At 32.0% G+C, this 18,105-nt stretch carries 15 protein-coding genes and 1 pseudogene; 11 read left to right on the top strand and 5 right to left on the bottom strand.

Annotation, left to right across the window (positions count from 1 at the left end; translation table 11 throughout):
- The first annotated feature begins 1 nt into the window (after position 1).
- Both JG738_RS08895 and JG738_RS08890 read left to right on the top strand, forming a co-directional pair.
- Positions 2-583 carry a 6-carboxytetrahydropterin synthase gene (locus JG738_RS08895; RefSeq protein ID WP_201337559.1) on the top strand — a complete coding sequence of 194 codons (582 nt, stop codon included), beginning with the start codon at positions 2-4 and terminating at the stop codon, positions 581-583.
- Positions 584-594: 11 nt separating this feature from the next.
- Entirely contained in the window at positions 595-1,293 is a 699-nt protein-coding gene (locus tag JG738_RS08890; RefSeq protein WP_236583154.1) for a c-type cytochrome, read from the top strand.
- A gap of 22 nt (positions 1,294-1,315) precedes the next feature.
- Here the strand turns inward: JG738_RS08890 and glp are convergent, their stop codons facing one another.
- Entirely contained in the window at positions 1,316-2,536 is a 1,221-nt protein-coding gene (gene glp / locus JG738_RS08885) for a gephyrin-like molybdotransferase Glp (RefSeq protein WP_201337558.1), read from the bottom strand.
- A gap of 53 nt (positions 2,537-2,589) precedes the next feature.
- On the opposite strand from glp, the gene JG738_RS08880 reads away from it, so the two are divergent.
- The gene (locus JG738_RS08880) at positions 2,590-3,003 is read left to right on the top strand and encodes a hypothetical protein (protein WP_201337557.1); all 414 of its coding nucleotides are present in this window, start codon (positions 2,590-2,592) and stop codon (positions 3,001-3,003) included.
- Positions 3,003-3,665 carry a 16S rRNA (uracil(1498)-N(3))-methyltransferase gene (locus JG738_RS08875; protein WP_201338753.1) on the top strand — a complete coding sequence of 221 codons (663 nt, stop codon included), beginning with the start codon at positions 3,003-3,005 and terminating at the stop codon, positions 3,663-3,665. Before JG738_RS08880 ends, JG738_RS08875 begins: the two co-directional genes overlap by 1 nt.
- Positions 3,666-3,677: 12 nt before the next feature.
- Here the strand turns inward: JG738_RS08875 and JG738_RS08870 are convergent, their stop codons facing one another.
- The 4 genes and pseudogenes from JG738_RS08870 to JG738_RS10650 all read right to left on the bottom strand — a co-directional run bounded on the left by JG738_RS08870 (position 3,678) and on the right by JG738_RS10650 (position 11,416).
- Positions 3,678-4,337 (bottom strand): hypothetical protein, encoded by a 660-nt coding sequence (locus tag JG738_RS08870; RefSeq protein ID WP_201337556.1) that lies wholly within the window; start codon positions 4,335-4,337, stop codon positions 3,678-3,680.
- 199 nt (positions 4,338-4,536) lie between these two features.
- On the bottom strand, positions 4,537-7,482 hold the full coding sequence (locus JG738_RS08865; RefSeq protein WP_201337555.1) for a DEAD/DEAH box helicase family protein: 2,946 nt from the start codon (positions 7,480-7,482) through the stop codon (positions 4,537-4,539).
- Between the two features lie 3 nt (positions 7,483-7,485).
- Positions 7,486-9,924 (bottom strand): DNA methyltransferase, encoded by a 2,439-nt coding sequence (locus JG738_RS08860; protein WP_201337554.1) that lies wholly within the window; start codon positions 9,922-9,924, stop codon positions 7,486-7,488.
- A gap of 256 nt (positions 9,925-10,180) precedes the next feature.
- Positions 10,181-11,416: pseudogene (locus JG738_RS10650) on the bottom strand (IS256 family transposase).
- 103 nt (positions 11,417-11,519) lie between these two features.
- Here JG738_RS10650 and JG738_RS08840 point away from each other — a divergent pair.
- From JG738_RS08840 to JG738_RS08810, 7 genes are all read left to right on the top strand, one after another.
- Positions 11,520-14,015: an exodeoxyribonuclease V subunit beta gene (locus tag JG738_RS08840; protein WP_201337550.1), complete on the top strand. Its 2,496-nt coding sequence runs from the start codon at positions 11,520-11,522 to the stop codon at positions 14,013-14,015.
- Positions 14,016-14,344: 329 nt separating this feature from the next.
- On the top strand, positions 14,345-14,575 hold the full coding sequence (locus JG738_RS08835; RefSeq protein WP_201337549.1) for a hypothetical protein: 231 nt from the start codon (positions 14,345-14,347) through the stop codon (positions 14,573-14,575).
- 11 nt (positions 14,576-14,586) lie between these two features.
- Positions 14,587-15,063 (top strand): hypothetical protein, encoded by a 477-nt coding sequence (locus JG738_RS08830; RefSeq protein WP_201337548.1) that lies wholly within the window; start codon positions 14,587-14,589, stop codon positions 15,061-15,063.
- A 26-nt stretch (positions 15,064-15,089) separates the two neighbouring features.
- Positions 15,090-15,659 carry a hypothetical protein gene (locus JG738_RS08825; RefSeq protein ID WP_201337547.1) on the top strand — a complete coding sequence of 190 codons (570 nt, stop codon included), beginning with the start codon at positions 15,090-15,092 and terminating at the stop codon, positions 15,657-15,659.
- A 55-nt stretch (positions 15,660-15,714) separates the two neighbouring features.
- Positions 15,715-16,434 carry a PD-(D/E)XK nuclease family protein gene (locus JG738_RS08820; RefSeq protein WP_201337546.1) on the top strand — a complete coding sequence of 240 codons (720 nt, stop codon included), beginning with the start codon at positions 15,715-15,717 and terminating at the stop codon, positions 16,432-16,434.
- Between the two features lies 1 nt (position 16,435).
- The gene (locus JG738_RS08815; protein WP_201337545.1) at positions 16,436-17,119 is read left to right on the top strand and encodes a hypothetical protein; all 684 of its coding nucleotides are present in this window, start codon (positions 16,436-16,438) and stop codon (positions 17,117-17,119) included.
- Positions 17,116-18,075, top strand: a complete 960-nt coding sequence (locus JG738_RS08810) for a YafY family protein (RefSeq protein ID WP_201337544.1) — start codon at positions 17,116-17,118, stop codon at positions 18,073-18,075. Before JG738_RS08815 ends, JG738_RS08810 begins: the two co-directional genes overlap by 4 nt.
- Positions 18,076-18,105 lie beyond the last annotated feature (30 nt).

Raw genomic sequence — 18,105 nt, 5'->3', positions numbered from 1 at the left:
GATGCTTATAAGAAAGCTCTATAAATTTGAAAATGCACACATTGTACGCAACTGCACTACACGTAGATGTAGTGAATCGATCCATGGGCACTCTTATAAGGTCGAGCTCATTTTTTCTTCTGAGTATCTCGATAGAGGGCAGATGGTATACGATTTTGGTCTAACAAAACTCACTATTAAAGAGTTGATTGACTCATTTGATCATGCTATTACACTTTGGAGTGAAGATGATCCAGCATATCTTGCTGCCATGAAAAAGTGGAGTAGAAGGTGGGTAGAACTCCCTGTGAGTCCTAGTGCAGAGCAGTATGCAAGAGTCATTTTATTGATGGTAGATCTTGTGCTGCAAAATACTGTAACAGTCAATGAGGAAAAAGATGTTATAATCCATAGCGTTCGGGTACATGAGACCGATACAGGTTATGCAGAATGCAGTCGTGAAGATGCTTTGAGCGAGAAACTTAGCAAAATTGATCTGCATGCTATTAAATTTTCAGAAGGTGTCAAAGAGGAGTGGAGCAGTCCTGATATGTGGGAGAGACTGCTTTGTGGAGAAAAAATAGTTAATCCAAAAAAAATTTAGAGGAGAAAAGAATGAAAAAAATAAGTTTGATTTCATTAGTTGTAGCAGCTATGCTGCTTGTTGGATGTGGAGAAAAAAAAGAGCAAAGTAGTGCAGAGCAGATAACAAAAGCTGCAGAGCAAACTTCAAGTGTTGCTGCACAGCCTAAGCAAACCATTACTGAACCACTTCCAGGTACTCCTGTGCAAAAGCCTGTAAGCTCGACAGCTGCTAGTAGCCAAGAGACTACACAAGAAGTGCAAAAGAGTGTAGAAGAGGTAAAAAAAGAGGTGGTAGAAAAAGCAAAAGAGGCTGTAGAGCAGATCAAAGAAAAAGTAACAAAGAGTGCTAAAGAGGCGGTAGCTGCTGCTACAGGAGCTACTACTGTAAAAGAGACTACAGAAGCCGCAAGTGAAACCGAAGCACTACCTGGAGAAAAGCCAGCACAAGAGGCAGCATCTACAGCGGCAGTAGGTGGAGATGTAAATAGAGGAAAAGAGCTCTTTGGTAAGTGTGCTTCATGCCACGGTAGCAAGGGAGAGAGAAAAGCCCTTGGCAAATCTAGTATTATTACTGGAATGGCAAAAGATGAGGTTATTAAAAAACTTCAAGGTTATAAAGCTGGAACACTCAACCTCTATGGAATGGGAGCTCTTATGAAAGGCCAAGTGGCAGGTCTGAGTGATAGCGATATCGAGGCTCTAGCTGCTTATATCTCTTCTTTAAAATAAGAGTGCCGGATTTTCCGGCTTCTTAATGTTTCGTAAGAATCTCTTCTTGCACATATGTTGTTGATTCACAAAAGGTAGGTATAAAAAGCACATTTTTTGATTTTGATAGAGATTCTGTCTCTTTATCAACAATGATAAATCCGTCCATTATAGCTGCTGGTTTTACCATTCCAGGCCCATACTTTTGTAAAGGTATAAAATGCTCCCCATCAAAGCGGCCAGGTATCACAGTGTCGCGTCCAGGTTTATGTATAAATTTTTCTTGCAGTTTTGCTTTGATTGGCTGAAAATAGTAGCTCTTTTTGCCTTTGAGTCGATTGATGAGAAATCTTCCAAAAATTTCAAAATTCAAAATTGCTGCAAGAGGATTACCTGGGAGATTGAGGACAAAAGTATTACCGATTTTTCCTAAAGTTGTGGGTTTACCTGGTTTGATATCGATTTTGCTAAAGAGGATCTCCATTCCAAGCTCTTTGAACGCCTCTTTTGTAAAGTCTGCTTCTCCAACGCTCACGCCCCCACTTGTAATAATAAGATCAGCATCCAATGCATTGCGGATTGCCTCTTTTATCGACTCTTTATCATCTTCAATTTTGCCTGTAAATGTTACGTCACATCCAAGCTCTTTGGCTCGAGTTAACAGTGCAGGCGTATTGGAGTTGTAGATTTGTGCGTTATGTAACTGCTCATAGTGCATTTTTAGCTCATGTCCTGTAGCAAAAACATTCACCTTAGGTTTGCGGTAAATCTCAATGTATGAGTAGCCCTGACTAGCAAGAAGCGCAATTTTATATGCACTAAGCTCTTCTCCTTTTTCTATGATGCGCTCATCTTTTGCCACATCTTCTCCGGCAAAGCGCATATTTGCATGCTCTTTGATTTTTTTAGGAAGTATAACTGACTCTCCCAAATACTCCACATCTTCTAGTGGTACTACTGCTTGCGTTCCTTTTGGAAGTTTCGCACCTGTCATTATTTTGATGGCGTATCCAGGAGTCACTTCAGCTTCACTCTGCTCACCTGCTAGCGTTGTTGCAAGGATTTTTACCTCTTTGCCAGCATCTTCTAATTTTACTGCATATCCATCCATGGCAGAGTTATCAAAAGTTGGAAGATCTATATTTGCATAGTAATCTTTTGCTGCAACTCTTCCTACTGCCTCTTCTATGCAGCTTGTCTCTTTTTTGAGCATAATTTTTTGTTTGTCGATAATACCAAGAGCCTCTTTGATTGAGATCGCCATAATCTGTCCTTTGGTATAATGAGTTGGTTTCATTTTAGCAAAAAAGGAAATAGATGGATAGTCTTTATAAAATATCATTGCATCTCCATATGCTGAGTGCTGTTTTGCTCATTCTTTCACAAGGGTTCTATTTTTGGTTGCGCAAAAAAGAAGATTTTGTAATTTTTACAAAGCGCCTTGTTATACTTATGCTTATACAAAATGTCTTTATTGGTATGGTTGTTTTTACAGGTTTGATCATGCTTGCTGTAACGCATTTTACAGTATGGAATATAGAGATAGTTCTGATGATCTTTGTAATTACAGGAGTTATAGTCCATCAGATCTTAATCAATAAAAAACGAAAACCTATACGAAGCGATGAAATAGCGTTGCAGCAAAGCTATAAAAGCTGGGTGAGCAAAGTTTATGGTGCTGAAATTGCAGCCGAAATAGCCGTTTATATCATAGCTTTGGTGCTTCATTGATGCAATTTCTCTACCATCCTAAGGCAGGAGTAGAGTTTTTAGATATAGAAGGCGAAGCATTTACTTATCTTTTCAAAGTGCGTCGCCATCGAAAAGGCGAAATTGTAGCCTTACGTAATATGGAAGATGGTTATCTTTATACATATAAGATTGATGCCATCTCTCGCAAGAATGCTACCTTAACACTTGTGCATAAAGAGCATAAAGAGATCCTTCCAAAACGTTTTGTGCATCTTTTGTGGGGTGTGATCGAGCCAAAAGTGATTGAGAAGACGCTTCCTTCACTCAATGAGTTGGGAGTGGGGCGAATTAGTTTTGTCTATTGCGCTAGAAGTCAAAAAAATTTCAAAATACGCCTCGATAAACTCAAAAAGATCCTTATCAACTCTTGCCAGCAGTGTGGGAGAAGCTCATTGATGGAAATCGAAACAATTGATAGTTTTGAAGAAGCAATGCAAAAATATAGTGATACTGTTTTGATAGATTTTAGTGAAAATTATTTGCAGTGTGGTGAGAGTATCCAAAGAGTTTTCATAGGCCCTGAAGGTGGATTTAGCGAGGAAGAGCGCAAGATAGCTACGCAAATCAAAGGGCTTGATACACCTTTGATTTTGCGCAGCGAAACGGCTGCCGTGGCTGTGGGTAGTGTTTTGATGTTGTAATTTTTACTGGTATCAAGGTGTTTTTGAGTGATTGTTTTCTTCAAAAACTAATGGAATAGTTCTGCCATTTACACTAAGTATCGCTCTATTCTCTTCTACTTTTTCTGGATTTGGAATAAGATTGCCTTTTGTATCAAAGACAAAAACTCTTCCATCGCTATGATGGTAAACATAGCGCTGAATTTTTCCCCACATAAACAGCTCCCCTTTGGTTTGTTTATAGTGTTCTTGTATTATTGCACTTACTATTTTCAATACTTCATCCAAAGACTTTTTATAAAGCATCTCTTTGTCGATGCCAATATGGCGGCGACCTTCTAGCATAGCCAAAGCAAAGATCGGCTGATTAGCACGATGAAAATTGGTATCAACGAAAATATAAGGCTGCTGCATTTTTGCAAGAGCTACAGTTTTTTCATCAATGCGCGCAAGCTCTTCTTCTAAAGGCTGTAATGGCAAAGAGAGAACTTCAAAAAGCTTTCGCAAAAACTCTTTGCTGCTATAGTGAAAATCAAAACTACTTTTTTTAAGCCAACTCTCTATATTTGGAGATTCCAAAAGAGATTGCAGCCGTTTTTGTGCATGCTCTAAGTTGCGATAGCCCATTGTACGAAGCACACTATCTAGATCATTTTGAGCCAGTTTTTCTTTAAGAGTGTCAATAAGTGTCATTTTCTACCTCCTATTATGTAGAGGCAATAAAACAGTTGCAGTATATGTGAAGTGCAACGTGAAGGTTTTATTGTCCTAAGATTTAAGCTTCTGCCGACGACACATTTTTTTCGGCAGGCAAATTTATTATAACAGATTATTATAAAAATGTAAAGTAAAATTTTATTTCAATTTCTATAATGATTAAATATAAAAAATATCATTTTAAACTTTTTAATTTAAAAAAGTTATTTTTATCCATCCAATATTTTTTATATTCGTCTCCAGGTATTAAACTAACATCATCGGTATATAATTTTAGTATTACTTCAATCTCTAAACCATTTACTATAAAAGTTTTTATTTTTCCATTTTCTTCAAAGATTGATTTATATCCATCCACTTTTTCTAAATATGAACTATAAGCACCACCTTTTGGATCAATAAAGCAGATAGTATATTTATTTTCTTTTTTGAACCAAAATATAAAATCGGGTATAAATTTCCTAACTTTTCCATCACTACTATAAGGAATATAAATCTCTTTATCTAAATGCTCGTCTAATTTACTAAACATCCACCAATCATAATATTTGTCTAAATCATCTAATTTAGAAAGTAAATCTTGTATAAATTCATATTCACTTTCTACATTGATGATATGCTTAATCCAATCTACTTTATCTTTTGCGTATACCATAGGTATATAATAATGTTGCATTAATTTTTGAAGCTTCACTTCTTTAAATTCTTTTAAAAGTTCATCTTTTTTATTTAAAAGATCTTCAAATTCTCTTTCTGTAATTTCACCTTTAGAAACTTTCTTATATAACTCTTTTGGATTTATTTCTATAGCATCTTTTACATCTTTAGCTATCTTTATAAAGTCATTTTTTAAATCACTTCTCACTTTTATCTTTTTAAAATGAACAATTTTATCATCAACTGGAATAAATTCATCATAATTTTCTAATTTTATGTTTAAATATGTAATCAAAGATTTTATGAGTATTGAAACATTTTTAAAATTTTTACTCTCATCTATTTTTATATACTTGCTATCCTCTTGCACAATTCTTTTTAAATTTTTATACACTTTAAAATTATTTTCATACTCCAATAAGAATCTCTCTATAGGCATCAATTGAAAGTATAGCCTTAAAAGCTCCAAATTGGCTTTGCTCATTCTAAATTTAATTATTTTCTCTTCTGGTAAATCTACTATCTCCTTATCTAATGTTTTATAAGATGGAATTAGTAATTCATCAGGTTTTATCTCTTCTATTTTTTCCTTATTTTTCCAAAGAGAAACTTCTTCAAAGCCTATTGATTTTTTTACAAGCTCAAGCTCTTTAAGTATTGTTTCCACTGCTTTTTTATTTGTCGCATAGATAAAAAGTGTCTCTAATATTTTTGTCTCATTTTTATAAAGCTCTTTTAGCTTTTCCAATTCTTCATTATTAATCGATAATCTATCTAATCTTTTCCTTTGGTTTGGTAATGGCTCTATCCTCACCCCTCTACCTATTGCTTGAAGTACAAACTTTTTGGCTTCTTCTCCCTTGCCAATATTTATAAATGAGATTACATTTGGTCGGTTGCTATCCCAACCTTCATAAAAAGCTCTACTCCCAAGCAAAAGGTTTATTGGACTATTTTTATCATTTAGTGTTTCAAAATATCCCTCTTCTCTAAAAGTTTCATTTTCTTTGTATTCCGTTAGATTCTCTTTTATCCATTTTGAAATATCACCAATTTTTATCAAAGCAAAAGGTTTGTCACTGCTATCAAGCTTCAATGCAATTTCTTGTTTGTTTTTTGGATTAATTATGTATTCTATATTTCCCGAATTTTCTGAATTGTATACAAATTTATAAATGTCTTTTTCTTTTATATTTTCTATAAAATCTTTTGCAAAATTTAATGTATAGCTTTCATCACCAATTGTATATTTTGCATTATTCAGTTCCTCAATAATTTCTTTTTTGGTAGCTTCAAAAGTTTTTTTATCAATATTTTTTCCTATATTTGCTATTTCCTTGAATACCAGCTTCAAATCTGCATTTTCAGTATTTACAGAGTTCATTAAATAGATTAAAAGAGGATTGTGATAGAGATTTTCCTCCTTTATATTTTCATACGCTTTTTTTACTAATGATAGATTTATCAATGTTTTGAGGATTATTTTTCTTTTTTCTTTTTCATTGAAATCACTTTTTTGTTGAAATGCTTTTATCTCTTCTTGAGAAACATATATCTGTTTTCCATATCCGCTTTTTATAAATTGGTCAAGATTGAAGTTGTAAACGGTCGTAACTATATCTATGGCTTGCGTGAATGTTGCAGAGAAATTAAATAAAAATCCATTTTGTGAGAGGATGGAAAATATACTTTGTCTTTTGCTATCTTGTTTGTCTCCTTTGTGAGCCTCATCAAGCAAGAGATACCAATTCCCTATATATCTCTCATCTATATTTTCTAAATAATCTCTATAATTTAAAATATTCTCTTTTCTCTCATCAGAAATGAGATCAGAACGATAATAAAAAATCCTATTTCCAAAATCTAATTGGAATTTTTCTTTTTCATACTCTTTGAGATTTACAAGTTTAATCTGCTCATTGAGAGCTTTTTCATAATTATATTCATCTACAAGTTTTTTAAAAGATTTCACAAGATCATCTCTATATGTTAAAAACAGGATCTCTCTTTTTGGCAAAAGTTTTTGATTCATGAGCTTATGAAGCAGTTCTATTAGTTTTATGATAACTACTGTTTTACCACTTCCAGTCGCCATCCAAAAGGACATGCTATTTACAATTTCACTAAATGGTATGTATTCGTTGCCTTTTCCATTTGTTTGTGTTTTAAAATACTCTTTTAAAAGATGTGCATAATTGTTATCTTTTAAAGAGATATTTAAATCATCTGCTATATCTAAATCTCCATAATATTTAGCAAACTCCTCTTTGTTTTCATGCAAATCTTCAAAGTATTTCCATAAGACTTTAATGGCATTATTTAAGGCTTCTTCTTGATAATCAAAAAGCTTTTTTTGATATGAGAAATTTTTATCTACGATATTCCAATCTGGATTTTCTACTATTATTTCATCTGCTATCTCTTGCAGTTTTATATAGGCTTGTGTTTTTAGTTTTCTAGCCATTTTTTATCCAATATATAAAAGTTTCAATATATTTTTTTCATTCTCATCTAAATTTTGCAAGAAAAGAGACTCTTTAATATCTATCTCTTTATCAGGATAAAGGGATTTCAAATCTATGTTTATTTTCCCATCCTCTATTTTGATAGCATTTGCTAGTTTTTTATCGAAAATAAACGGGTTTGCGTTTGAAAAAGTAAAATCTTCTTCCAAAACTTTTTTTAACTTTTCATAATATTCTTTCAAATCTGTATCAGCATAATCTATTGTTTTTAATATATCTTCGTATTGCTCCAATTCATAATATTTAAAAAAACCCCCTGCTTTTTTCTCATTATAGTTTTCCTTAATATCTTTTTCTTTACTAATTCCTGTCTTATCATATGCTAAAACTTTTTTCATTCTTGGTAAAATAATGGTGTAAAAATGTCCCCCTAATTCTATTCCAAGCCATTTTCTCTTTAATTTATGTGCTACAGCAGTAGTCGTTCCACTTCCAAGAAAGAAGTCTAAAACTATATTATTTTTACCAGAGAAAATCAAAATTATCAACTTAATTAGACCTTCTGGTTTTTGAGTTAAAAAATTTTCAACCCTCTCTTCTGATACATTTATTACTGGCTTAACATCAATTTCAAAGATATTATTTCTTTCATCATGTAATAAAAACTCTCCTTCCCAAAAATCTCTTAAATTCACTAATGCAAAATAATTACCATGCTCATCTTTTTCTGTAGTAAAAAAAGGTTTTTTATAAATTATTTTTTCTTTTAATTTATTAAATTTTAATTTTTCAGTTTTTGAATAACATAATAAATGATCATGTTTTTTAGATAATGGATTATTTTTAGATGGTGCCCCACCTGTTCTATATGCCCAAATAATTTCATTCCTAAAATTTGTTTTCCCAAAAATTATATCTAATAATTCCCTTCCCCTATAATTTGCATTTTCATCTAAATGTAAAAGAAAACCTCCGTTTTCTTTTAAAAATTCTTTTGCAAGTTTCAATCTATTTTCCATTAAAGTTAACCATGTAGAGTCTTGAAATCTATCTACATAATCAAAATCATTACCCGTATTAAAGGGTGGATCTATATATATAGTTTGTACCTCTTCTTTAAATCTTGGAAGCATTGTATTTAATGCTTGCCAGTTTTCAGATTTTATCAATCTTCCATCTAAATCTCCATTTACATCATAAACATTAAATATATTTTCGATCTTTTCTTTTATACCATGAAAATATTTTGTATCGATTGGTAAAAACTGATATTTTTCATTCAAACTATGTTCAATTAAACCATTTTGTAAAATTTCATCTACTTTAAAGGGTTCATCAATCATTTTTAATATATACCATTCTTCTATTTGATTTTTAAAATCATTCTTTCCAATAAGTTCTTTTTTTAATTCTTTAAATTCTTTTTCTTGTTCTTTCAACTGCTCTATAATTTCGTTTACTATTTCATTTCCACCTTCTTTTTTTACCAATCTATCAAGTGTTATTACATAATTTGAATTAAATACTAATCTCGGCTTTTCCCAAATTTTTTTTAACTCATCTTCAAACTGAGATATAAATTCAATAATTTTATAGGCTATACATTTCAATGCTTGTAGCTGTTGAAATCTTTTTTGGTCAAAAGTTGCCTCTTGTGAGAAGAGATACTGATACATCCATAAATCAAACTGCTCTTTTAAGAATTTTTCTGCATTTTTATTTATAAAATAGTCTACATTTGCCTGTTTCTCAAAAGTCCTGATAGCTTTTTTTAGTATCTCTTCGGTTATGTTTTTATATTTCTTTTTTACTTGTTTTAGTATCTCTTCAGGTTTAGTTTTTCTTCCATTTTCAGAATACGAAACTTTTAAAACTATTAACCCATCTTCTTTTATTTCTGCAAGTTCATAAATCAACTCTTTTTTCTCATTCGCTCTTTTTAGCTCAATTTCTGAAACATCAAAATAGAAAAAGAGATTTTCCTCTGGAAACTCTACTTTCATAGAGCGGATGATTTTATCTGTCTTTATATAATAAAGCATGTGTGTTTTCCAAAACAAAGAAACATCTTCTTTATCTGAAATTATCTGCTCATAATCTGTGTTATAAGTGATAATCTCTTTTAACTCTGCTTTGTCATTATGATAAACTTTTTCATATAATTTGTAATAAAGTGGCGTATAAGAAAAGTAGATGCTTCCTGTCTCTGAAAAATATCTATGAAAAAATGAATAGAGCTTGTCATAAAGCTCCTCTTTGAAATCGGAAAAATCTTGTAGATTTTTGTCAATAAAATCCAATAAATTGGGTCGAAGATAATTTTTAAAATATTTTCTTTTTACTTTTAAAAGGTTAACATAACCACTTTGTCCTTCTACTTCTGCACCAGCAAAAAGGTCTTCAAGTATATCCCAAAATCTTTTTTCATATCTGTTTTCCAAGAGTCACCTCATTTTAGAATTAAATTTTTATATCGATTTATATTAACATGGGCATTATAACAAATGGTTTCTATCCTAAAAATTTTTAGTTCCATCTAATCTTTTTTTGATAAAACTTTTCAATTTATTGAAATCTTCTTTATGAATTTTTTATGCAAATTTACAAATCTCTCACAAACATACTCAATAAACTGATTCGATAATGTCAATATTTGTTCGCAATTTTCTTCCCAGTGAAAAAATATTTCATTGCATATCAAGCAGCTTTTAGAAGCTGCACCTCATAGATTTCCATAATCTGCTGAAGCTTGTCAGGTTGAATGTAGCATCTATCCACCTCCCAATCCTCAGTATATTCCATCAGATATGTGGCAATAAGACTAAGATATGACTCTTTTGATGGAAAGATTGATACAACTTTTGAACGTCTTCGTATCTCCTTGTTTATCCTTTCAAGCACATTTGTAGAGCTGATTTTTCGTTTCTCAAAGAGAGTGCAAGCACAAGATCGATTTGTGGAAAGTGATAAAACTGTAATGAATCCTCTAAACCATTTTGAAGTGTTTCAATGGCTTCGGGAAATTTTTTACCAAACTCTTCAATAATAATTTGTGCAATTGCCAATGCATCTTTTTTGTTTTCTTGTAGCCAAATAGTTTTGAGTTTTGCTGCAAATTTCTCTTTTGCTTTATGGGGAACATGGGCTAATATGCTTCTCATAAAATGCACTTTATACCGTTGCCAGGATGCACCAAGGTAAACTTCTTTGAAAGCTTTTTGGATTCCTTGATGTGCAACCCTGATAAGCAATGCAATCTTTTCTACACCACGCTCTTTGAGTTTGTTGAAAAAGAGTCTCCACATTTCAGTAGTTTCTGCACTGAATGGCTCAATAGCTAATACTTCACACTTACCTTCTCGTGTAACGCCATAGGCAACCATGATAGCCGAAGAAACTACTCTCCCTTCATAGTCTCTCACTTTTTCATACAAAGCAAACCCATTTGAGAGGATACTCTTTTTCCAAAGAACGGTTGCGAAACTCTTCAACTTGCTCGTCCAATCCCCTATTGATTTGTGACACCTGAGATGCATTGATATTTTCAATCCCAAGCTCTTTTGTCAAACGCTCTATCTTCCTTGTTGAAACTCCATTCACATACGCCTCTTTCACCATCGAAATCAAAGCCTGCTTACTTCTTTTTCTTTCTGTAATGAAAAAAGGAATATAGCCTCCTTTTCTGATCTTTGGAACCATCAGATATACGGTTCCTAAACGCGTATCGAATCTTCTTGGTCTGTAACCGCTAAAATAGTTCTTTCTCTCACTATTATGCTCACCTTTTTTGGCTCCAACTTTTGCTTCTGCCTCTATTTGCATCAACTGTTCCATCATCTATTTTAGCATTGCAAGTAGTGGATCATCCTCTACTACAAACTGTGTCATTATCTCTTTAAATATTTTTAACTCTTTTTTGCTATTATTGCTCATGGATAGGCTTCCTCCTGTTTGTTTGATTCTCACTGGGAAGTCTATCCAACTCTTTTGAAATTGTGAAAAAGAGGCGATTTTTGAAGAGGTGCTTTATGATACATTGAATTCAAAGAAGTATGAAGAAGATGTTCTAAAAATTTCAAAGTTTGTTTCTCTCTTCAAATCAAAATCACTAATCAGAAAATATCTCTTCAACAAAAAATCTCGCGAAAGCTTCGATAACATCAACTATGACGAGGAAGTTTTAAAAGATTTGATTATCAATTTTCATTTTGATATAGATGATGAGGTTATAAATTTAGCTGACGAAGAGATACCTGGGATAAAAGACTGGATAGAAGATCTGAAAAATTTTGATGCTATAAGTTTTAAAGATTTAATTTTAAGTCGTATTGGGGAAAATCTCGATTATCGAAACAGTGTTCATAGAGAAAAATATGCAAATGTCAGAGTGGTTAGGGACAGTATAAATGAGGAAATTTTTGTCTATGATGAGGGAAAAGAAAAGATATTTGATGATATTTTAAAGAGATTTCAAAAAATACTCCAAGCTATAAAAGCCACATATGATCAGCGATTGAGAGCAAATGGTCAGATAGATTTTGATCAAATTATAGAATATGCTTTTGAGATCATTAAAAAACTCAATCTCTCTTATAAATATGTCATGATTGATGAGTTTCAAGATACCAATCTCTTGCAGTATGAGATAGCAAGCTTGATTTCTAAAGATACAAATCTTTTCATCGTAGGAGATGAAAAACAGGCTATCTACTCTTTCCAAGGAGGAGAGATAGAGGTTTTCAAAAAAGCTATAGATGAAAAGTTTGGAAAAAGCGAAGATATGAGCGTCAACTACCGAAGTGACAAAGATTTACTGGAATTCGTCAATACTGTTTTTGAAAAACTTTTCGCAAATAACGATCTCCTTATAAAAGATAACTTTTCTGCTAGCTTTCAAAAACTCGATCCCAACTCCAAGGAAAAAGGAAATGTTGAATTTCTCATTACATCAAAAGATGATGAAAACACACTGGATGAAAAAGAAGCGGAGAATATTGCTAAATATATCAAATCCATAATGGAAGGCAAAAGACATCCAAAAATTAAAGAGTACATAGACAAAAAAGAAAAAGCGATAGCTATCGTATTCGATGCAAAAACAAAGATAAAAACATACAAAGAGGCTTTAAATAAATATGGAATTGAATGCAAAATAAGCGGTGGAGACAATTTTTGGTCAAAAGATGAGATAAAAGATATATTTTTTGTACTAAAAACCATCACTTTGGATAAAAGAGCATTAAACGACTTTACCAAATATTATCTTGTAGGAGCGTTGAAGAGTAATATTTTGCATTTTAAAGAAAAAGATATTTATGAGCTTCTTAAAAGAAATGAAGAAATAGATATCGAAAAATTTATTCCGCAAGACTATTTATCTCAAGTTCCGCACCAATTAGCAAGAAACCTTTTTGTAAAGAGTGGAGCATATTTAACGTATGATAACTTTGAGCAAACCCTGGCAAACATTGAAGAGCTTATATCCGAAATCATAGCACTTGAGAACGAGTATGGATATGACTTGGCAAAAATCGTTAATATTTTAGAATCTAATATCTTTGAAGCCGAAAAGGAGGATGCCTTTTATGAAAGTGAAATGGCCAACTCCATAGAGCTCTGCTCCATCCACTCTACAAAAGGGCTTGACTATCCTATGGTAATTTTGGCGCAGTCTTCGAAAGATTTATTAAAGCAGTCTAGCAGTGAAGGCATCAAGTTTGAAAAATTCACCGATTTGGATGGCAAAGAGCATGTTTTAGTGGGATTTAAAATAAAGGAATATAAACCAATTAGCTATAGAGTATTGTCAATCGTTTCTAAACTTAAACACATGGAAGAGAAGAAGAGGCTCTTGTATGTTGCACTGACTCGTGCAAAACATAATATTGTTATCTCTATAAACGATAAACCTGCCAACAACTCCTATGCTCAAATGATTTTAAGTGCGATTGATGAAAATTTTGAAGAACTCCAAGAAAAAGAAAACATAGAATTGGAAAAACTACAAATCGATATAGTCAAAGCAGATGATTTAAAAGAGATCGAACCGACCAAAGAGCATAAAGAGTATGAGATAGTTCCTCCATTACCAAAACTTTCATTTCCAACAAATGATGAAAATATCAATATAGGCTCTTTGAACGTAGCAGCACTAATAGGTACGGCTGTCCATGAGATTATTGAGCTTTATCACGATGATTTTGATGAAAAGTATATCGACAAAGTGATAGATAAGTATGCATTATGGGAATATGAAGATCTTATAAAACAAAAGATAGAGAAGTTTAAAGAATCTAAAACCTATCAAGAACTAAAAGAAGCGAAAGAGAAATATTTTGAACTAAATTATGAGCTTGAAGGACAAGCAGGAAGAATAGATCTACTCTATAAAAATGAAAATAAATGGATAATAGTTGATTTCAAAACAGGGAAAGAGAAAGATTACTCTTCCCAGTTGCATGAATATAAAAAAGCGTTAGAAGAGTTGGGATTTCAAAATATAGAAGCAAAACTCGAATATCTTGACATTTAAAAAGACTCATAAAAGCACATTATACTCTTTGATATATAGGATTTCTTATTTTTTAATAATATCTTCCAAGTCTTCACTGTGAAGCCCTCTTTCATCCACCACCAACCTCTCATATGTTACTTTATGAAACAAATTAGAACAAGTTTTAGAAAAATAACGTAAAAACACTCTTTTACTGAAAGAAAAAACCACCCTGATTTGTATAGAAAAACAGGCTCCGAGAAGAGATTGAAAATGAAGAAAGAAAAAAAGAGGAGATTCATAAGTTTGAAAAATGTTTTATTACTCCCGATACAGCTCCAGAAAGAAATTATAGATAAAGATGGTATATGTTCATAGTAAAAAAGCATGGAATAATCTCAATAAATCCTATGCAATTCATTTTTAAAAGCGAAAAAGAGATATTAAAAATAGTCTCCGAAACTATAAAAAAACATTATCAAAAAACAAACGGTGAGATAAAGGGACTTGGGAAAATTATAGTATACAGATTTTTTTGCGAGGGAAAGGTTTATGTTTTTGATACCGATGGCAATTTATTAAAAATCGAAAAAAGATAACAGGAGAAGATATGGATAAAAACTTGATTCAAGATATATATTGTTATGCATCTTATTCTTTTACGAGTGATAAATATAATGCTATAGCCATTAATGCGTTGACACAATATAAAGAAAAATACTTTTTGATGTTTTTCCTGACCAAAAAAGCTTTCCTTGAAAATGATCCTGCTGAGATTTCCTGGGTTGCTTGGGATGAGTACGATATTGAAATCATTGTAATTGCTTCGAAATTATGTTCAATTGAATGGAGCTATGAGGCAATAAAAGATATAGTAGCCAAAGTTTTAGATAAATATTTTGGCGGTTATTTAAATAGTGAAGAGCATGCAAAAAAGATTGCAAAAATCATTATGAATGATTTTGAAAAATACAAAAACAACTTCTCTTTCCATAAAGAGTTTGAAAAGTTATTGAGCGATTATCACAATGGAAAATTTCCAGATAATAGCGATAAATGCATCCCAGTGAGGATCGATGTAGATTGAATCTATATCAAAATCAAAGGAAACAGATGATTAAAATTATCGAAAAACTAGTTAGAAAAGATCCGGTATTTTATACTCAAGCTATAGAGGTTACAAAAGATATCTTAGGTATTCATGTTCCCATAAATGCCCCTTCTATGGCTAAAGTCGCAGCAGCTAAAATAGTACGAGAAAAAATGAGCAGTATTTTTATTATTCCTGATGATTTTAAATTCGCTGATGGAGTTATCATATTTTCTATCGATATTAATGCAACACTTGGTGGAGACAGTTCAGCGAAAAATACAACGGAGAATTTTCTCAAATCAAAATGGCAAACATTGATTGATATTTTGACAAAAGATAAAAAACTGCCAGAATTTAATGAAAAATATAACAATGCTGAGATGAACTGGAGAGTAGGTAATTTCTTTAAAGGTAAATTTCTTGATAGAAATGGAAAGCAGTATAGTGAAAGATCTATATGTATCTTAGTATCAAATGTTTCATCAAAACTTTTGCAAGAATTAGCAGGAATAATTGCGCAAGAGTTTTATCAAGAATCTGTATTAGTGCAGGATGGTAATAATCAAAAAATCTATTTGCTTTTGATATAAATTTCCTTAAAATAAGGAAAAATAAGCAATATTTTTCCCTCTGAAAGGCAAATATATGTATTCTCAAAGAGATCTTGCAAATTTTTTTCAGAATGCCCAAGAACAATATGAGAGCTATTATATTACCTATGAAAAAAATTTAAAAAGATTTTTTCAAAAAGTACTTTTTGAGTATAAACTCTATAAAAAAGTAAAAAGAGAAATCGATAGATACCTCTCAACAGATTTCAATTTCATTGATATTATAAGTCCAGATGAGAATAAAATCTCAACGCTACTCAAAATTTTATTAGAACCAAATGGGATCCATGGACAAGGATCTTTATTTTTAGAACTCTTTTTGAAACAACTCAAAGATTTATCGAAAAGAGATCTATTTTGTAGCACAGAAAGTGTGGTAATTGCTACAGAAAAATCAACAGATGAGAATAGAAGAATAGATATCGTAATAGAATTTAATGATTTCATTATTGCCATTGAAAATAAACCATGGGCAGATGAGCAAGATGAGCAATTAGAAGCTTATTACAACTATTTAGAAAGAAGAAAAAAGGACTTTTTACTTATATTTCTTGCGGGGACAAAAAGAGATCCTATAAGCATTTCCCAAAAACATAAAAATTCAGATAATTTTTTCAATACAACATATAAAGAGCTACTAGTTCCATGGCTGAAAGAGTGCTACAAAAATTGTGAGAGTCAAAAGATGAAATTTTTCGTCAAAGACTTTCAAGAATGGATAGAGAGAAATTTCAAAGAAATGGAGGAGTTTTAAGATGGATAAGGGCAAGCTAATAACAAAAATAATTTTTGGAGAAGAAGAGATTTCAAAAGTTAAGTTTCCTGTAGATGAGGAAACTAAAAAGAGTTTTGAGATTGCATGGGATATTTGGGAGAATTTTGAAAGGCAAATCAGAAAACCTATTAGGGCAATGATTGCAAAGAAAATATATGATATGTTAAAAGAGAAAATAGAAAATGAAGAATCGTTTCAAAATTATAAAATAATTAATAAAGGATTTTTAGATGGAAGAAAACTAGGGCATCTCTTGTTTTTCCCAGATGTTTGGCTACTAAATAATGAGGATGAACCAATATTGAGCTATTCTTTGGAGTATGACATAAAAGATTATTATGACATATCCTACGGTATTATTAAAAAAAATAAAAATATTCCTTTTAGAGGATACAATCCAACAAAATTTAAAGAATTATTAGAAATACAAAAAAAATTAGAGAATATTGATTTTGAAAGCAGTGAGGAATATTTAGTTTGGAAATGGTTCAAAGAACCTTATGGAGGAATGTGGCAACTAGAGTTTTATGAAAAGGTAATTATAGAAGGTGTAAATAAAGTTGCTTCATATTATGTCAATGAATTGAAATCTTTAATAGAGCAAACTCAAGATGATATTGACAACTTCATAGAAAAATATAAAAAAGAAAAAGGTCTCCTTTGAAAAAAAGCCCCTTCAACAAACAACACCACACAACCAAAGAATCACGAATAAAAAAATACCAAAAAGCAAATAAGTGCCTTGCAAAAATTTTAGCGAGGCTCTATGATGGTGAGACGCTCTCTATGAAAGAGTTGGCCCAGGAGTGTCAGGTCTCCAAACGAACGATGCAAAGATATGTCAATGAGCGTTTAGCCTATTTTCCTTTAAAAAAAGATGGAGATCTTTTTCGTCTTGATTGGATCGAAGAGCAAAGGAGTGGCTGGAGTGAAGAAGAGATCGCCGTATTGGAAATGCTGGATAACTTGAGCAAAAATCAAGGCAGCTCTTTTTATGAAAAAGCGCATAAAATTTTAAAAAAAATCAACGCTTTCAATCCCTATTACACGAGACTCGATACGGAAAATATAGATGATTTGCTGCCTACTTTGATGGAACTTGAAAAAGCTATCAAAGAGCACAATATCATTCAATTTAGATACACCATGCAAAATAGTTCTTTTGATGTGACAGCCAAGCCTTTTCAAATTGCCAATTTTCAAGGATTTTGGTATTTGGTGGCTGAAGATATGAAAGATGGAGTGATAAAAAAGTATCTTTTGCGCCAAATTGCTCAAGTAAAAATTGGCACCGGAAAATTTACTCCTCCTAAAAACCTTCATGAAAAGATCTCAAAAGCCCTCTCCATCTGGTTCGATCCAGATGCCAAGCCTTTTGAAGTGCGTCTCTTTATCGATGGAAAAGTTGCCAAATATTTTAAATACAAGCCACTTGCTCCATCACAAGTAATTCTTGGTCAAGATCGAGACGATAGTATCGAGATCTCAGTCAAAATCACACATGAGATGGAGATTATCCCCATCATCAAACAGTGGTTACCTCACATCAAAGTTTTAGAGCCAAAGTGGCTTGATGAGATGATCAAAGAAGATCTTCAATCCTATCTCAGCGAATTTTAAATCCTCTCCCCTTTGGATGACATAATGTTG

It is taken from the genome of Nitratiruptor sp. YY08-26, assembly GCF_016593215.1.
GTDB classification, from domain to species: Bacteria; Campylobacterota; Campylobacteria; order Campylobacterales; family Nitratiruptoraceae; genus Nitratiruptor; species Nitratiruptor tergarcus.
Note: the sequence above shows the minus strand (reverse complement) of the source record. Positions and strands in the feature narration are given on the sequence as shown.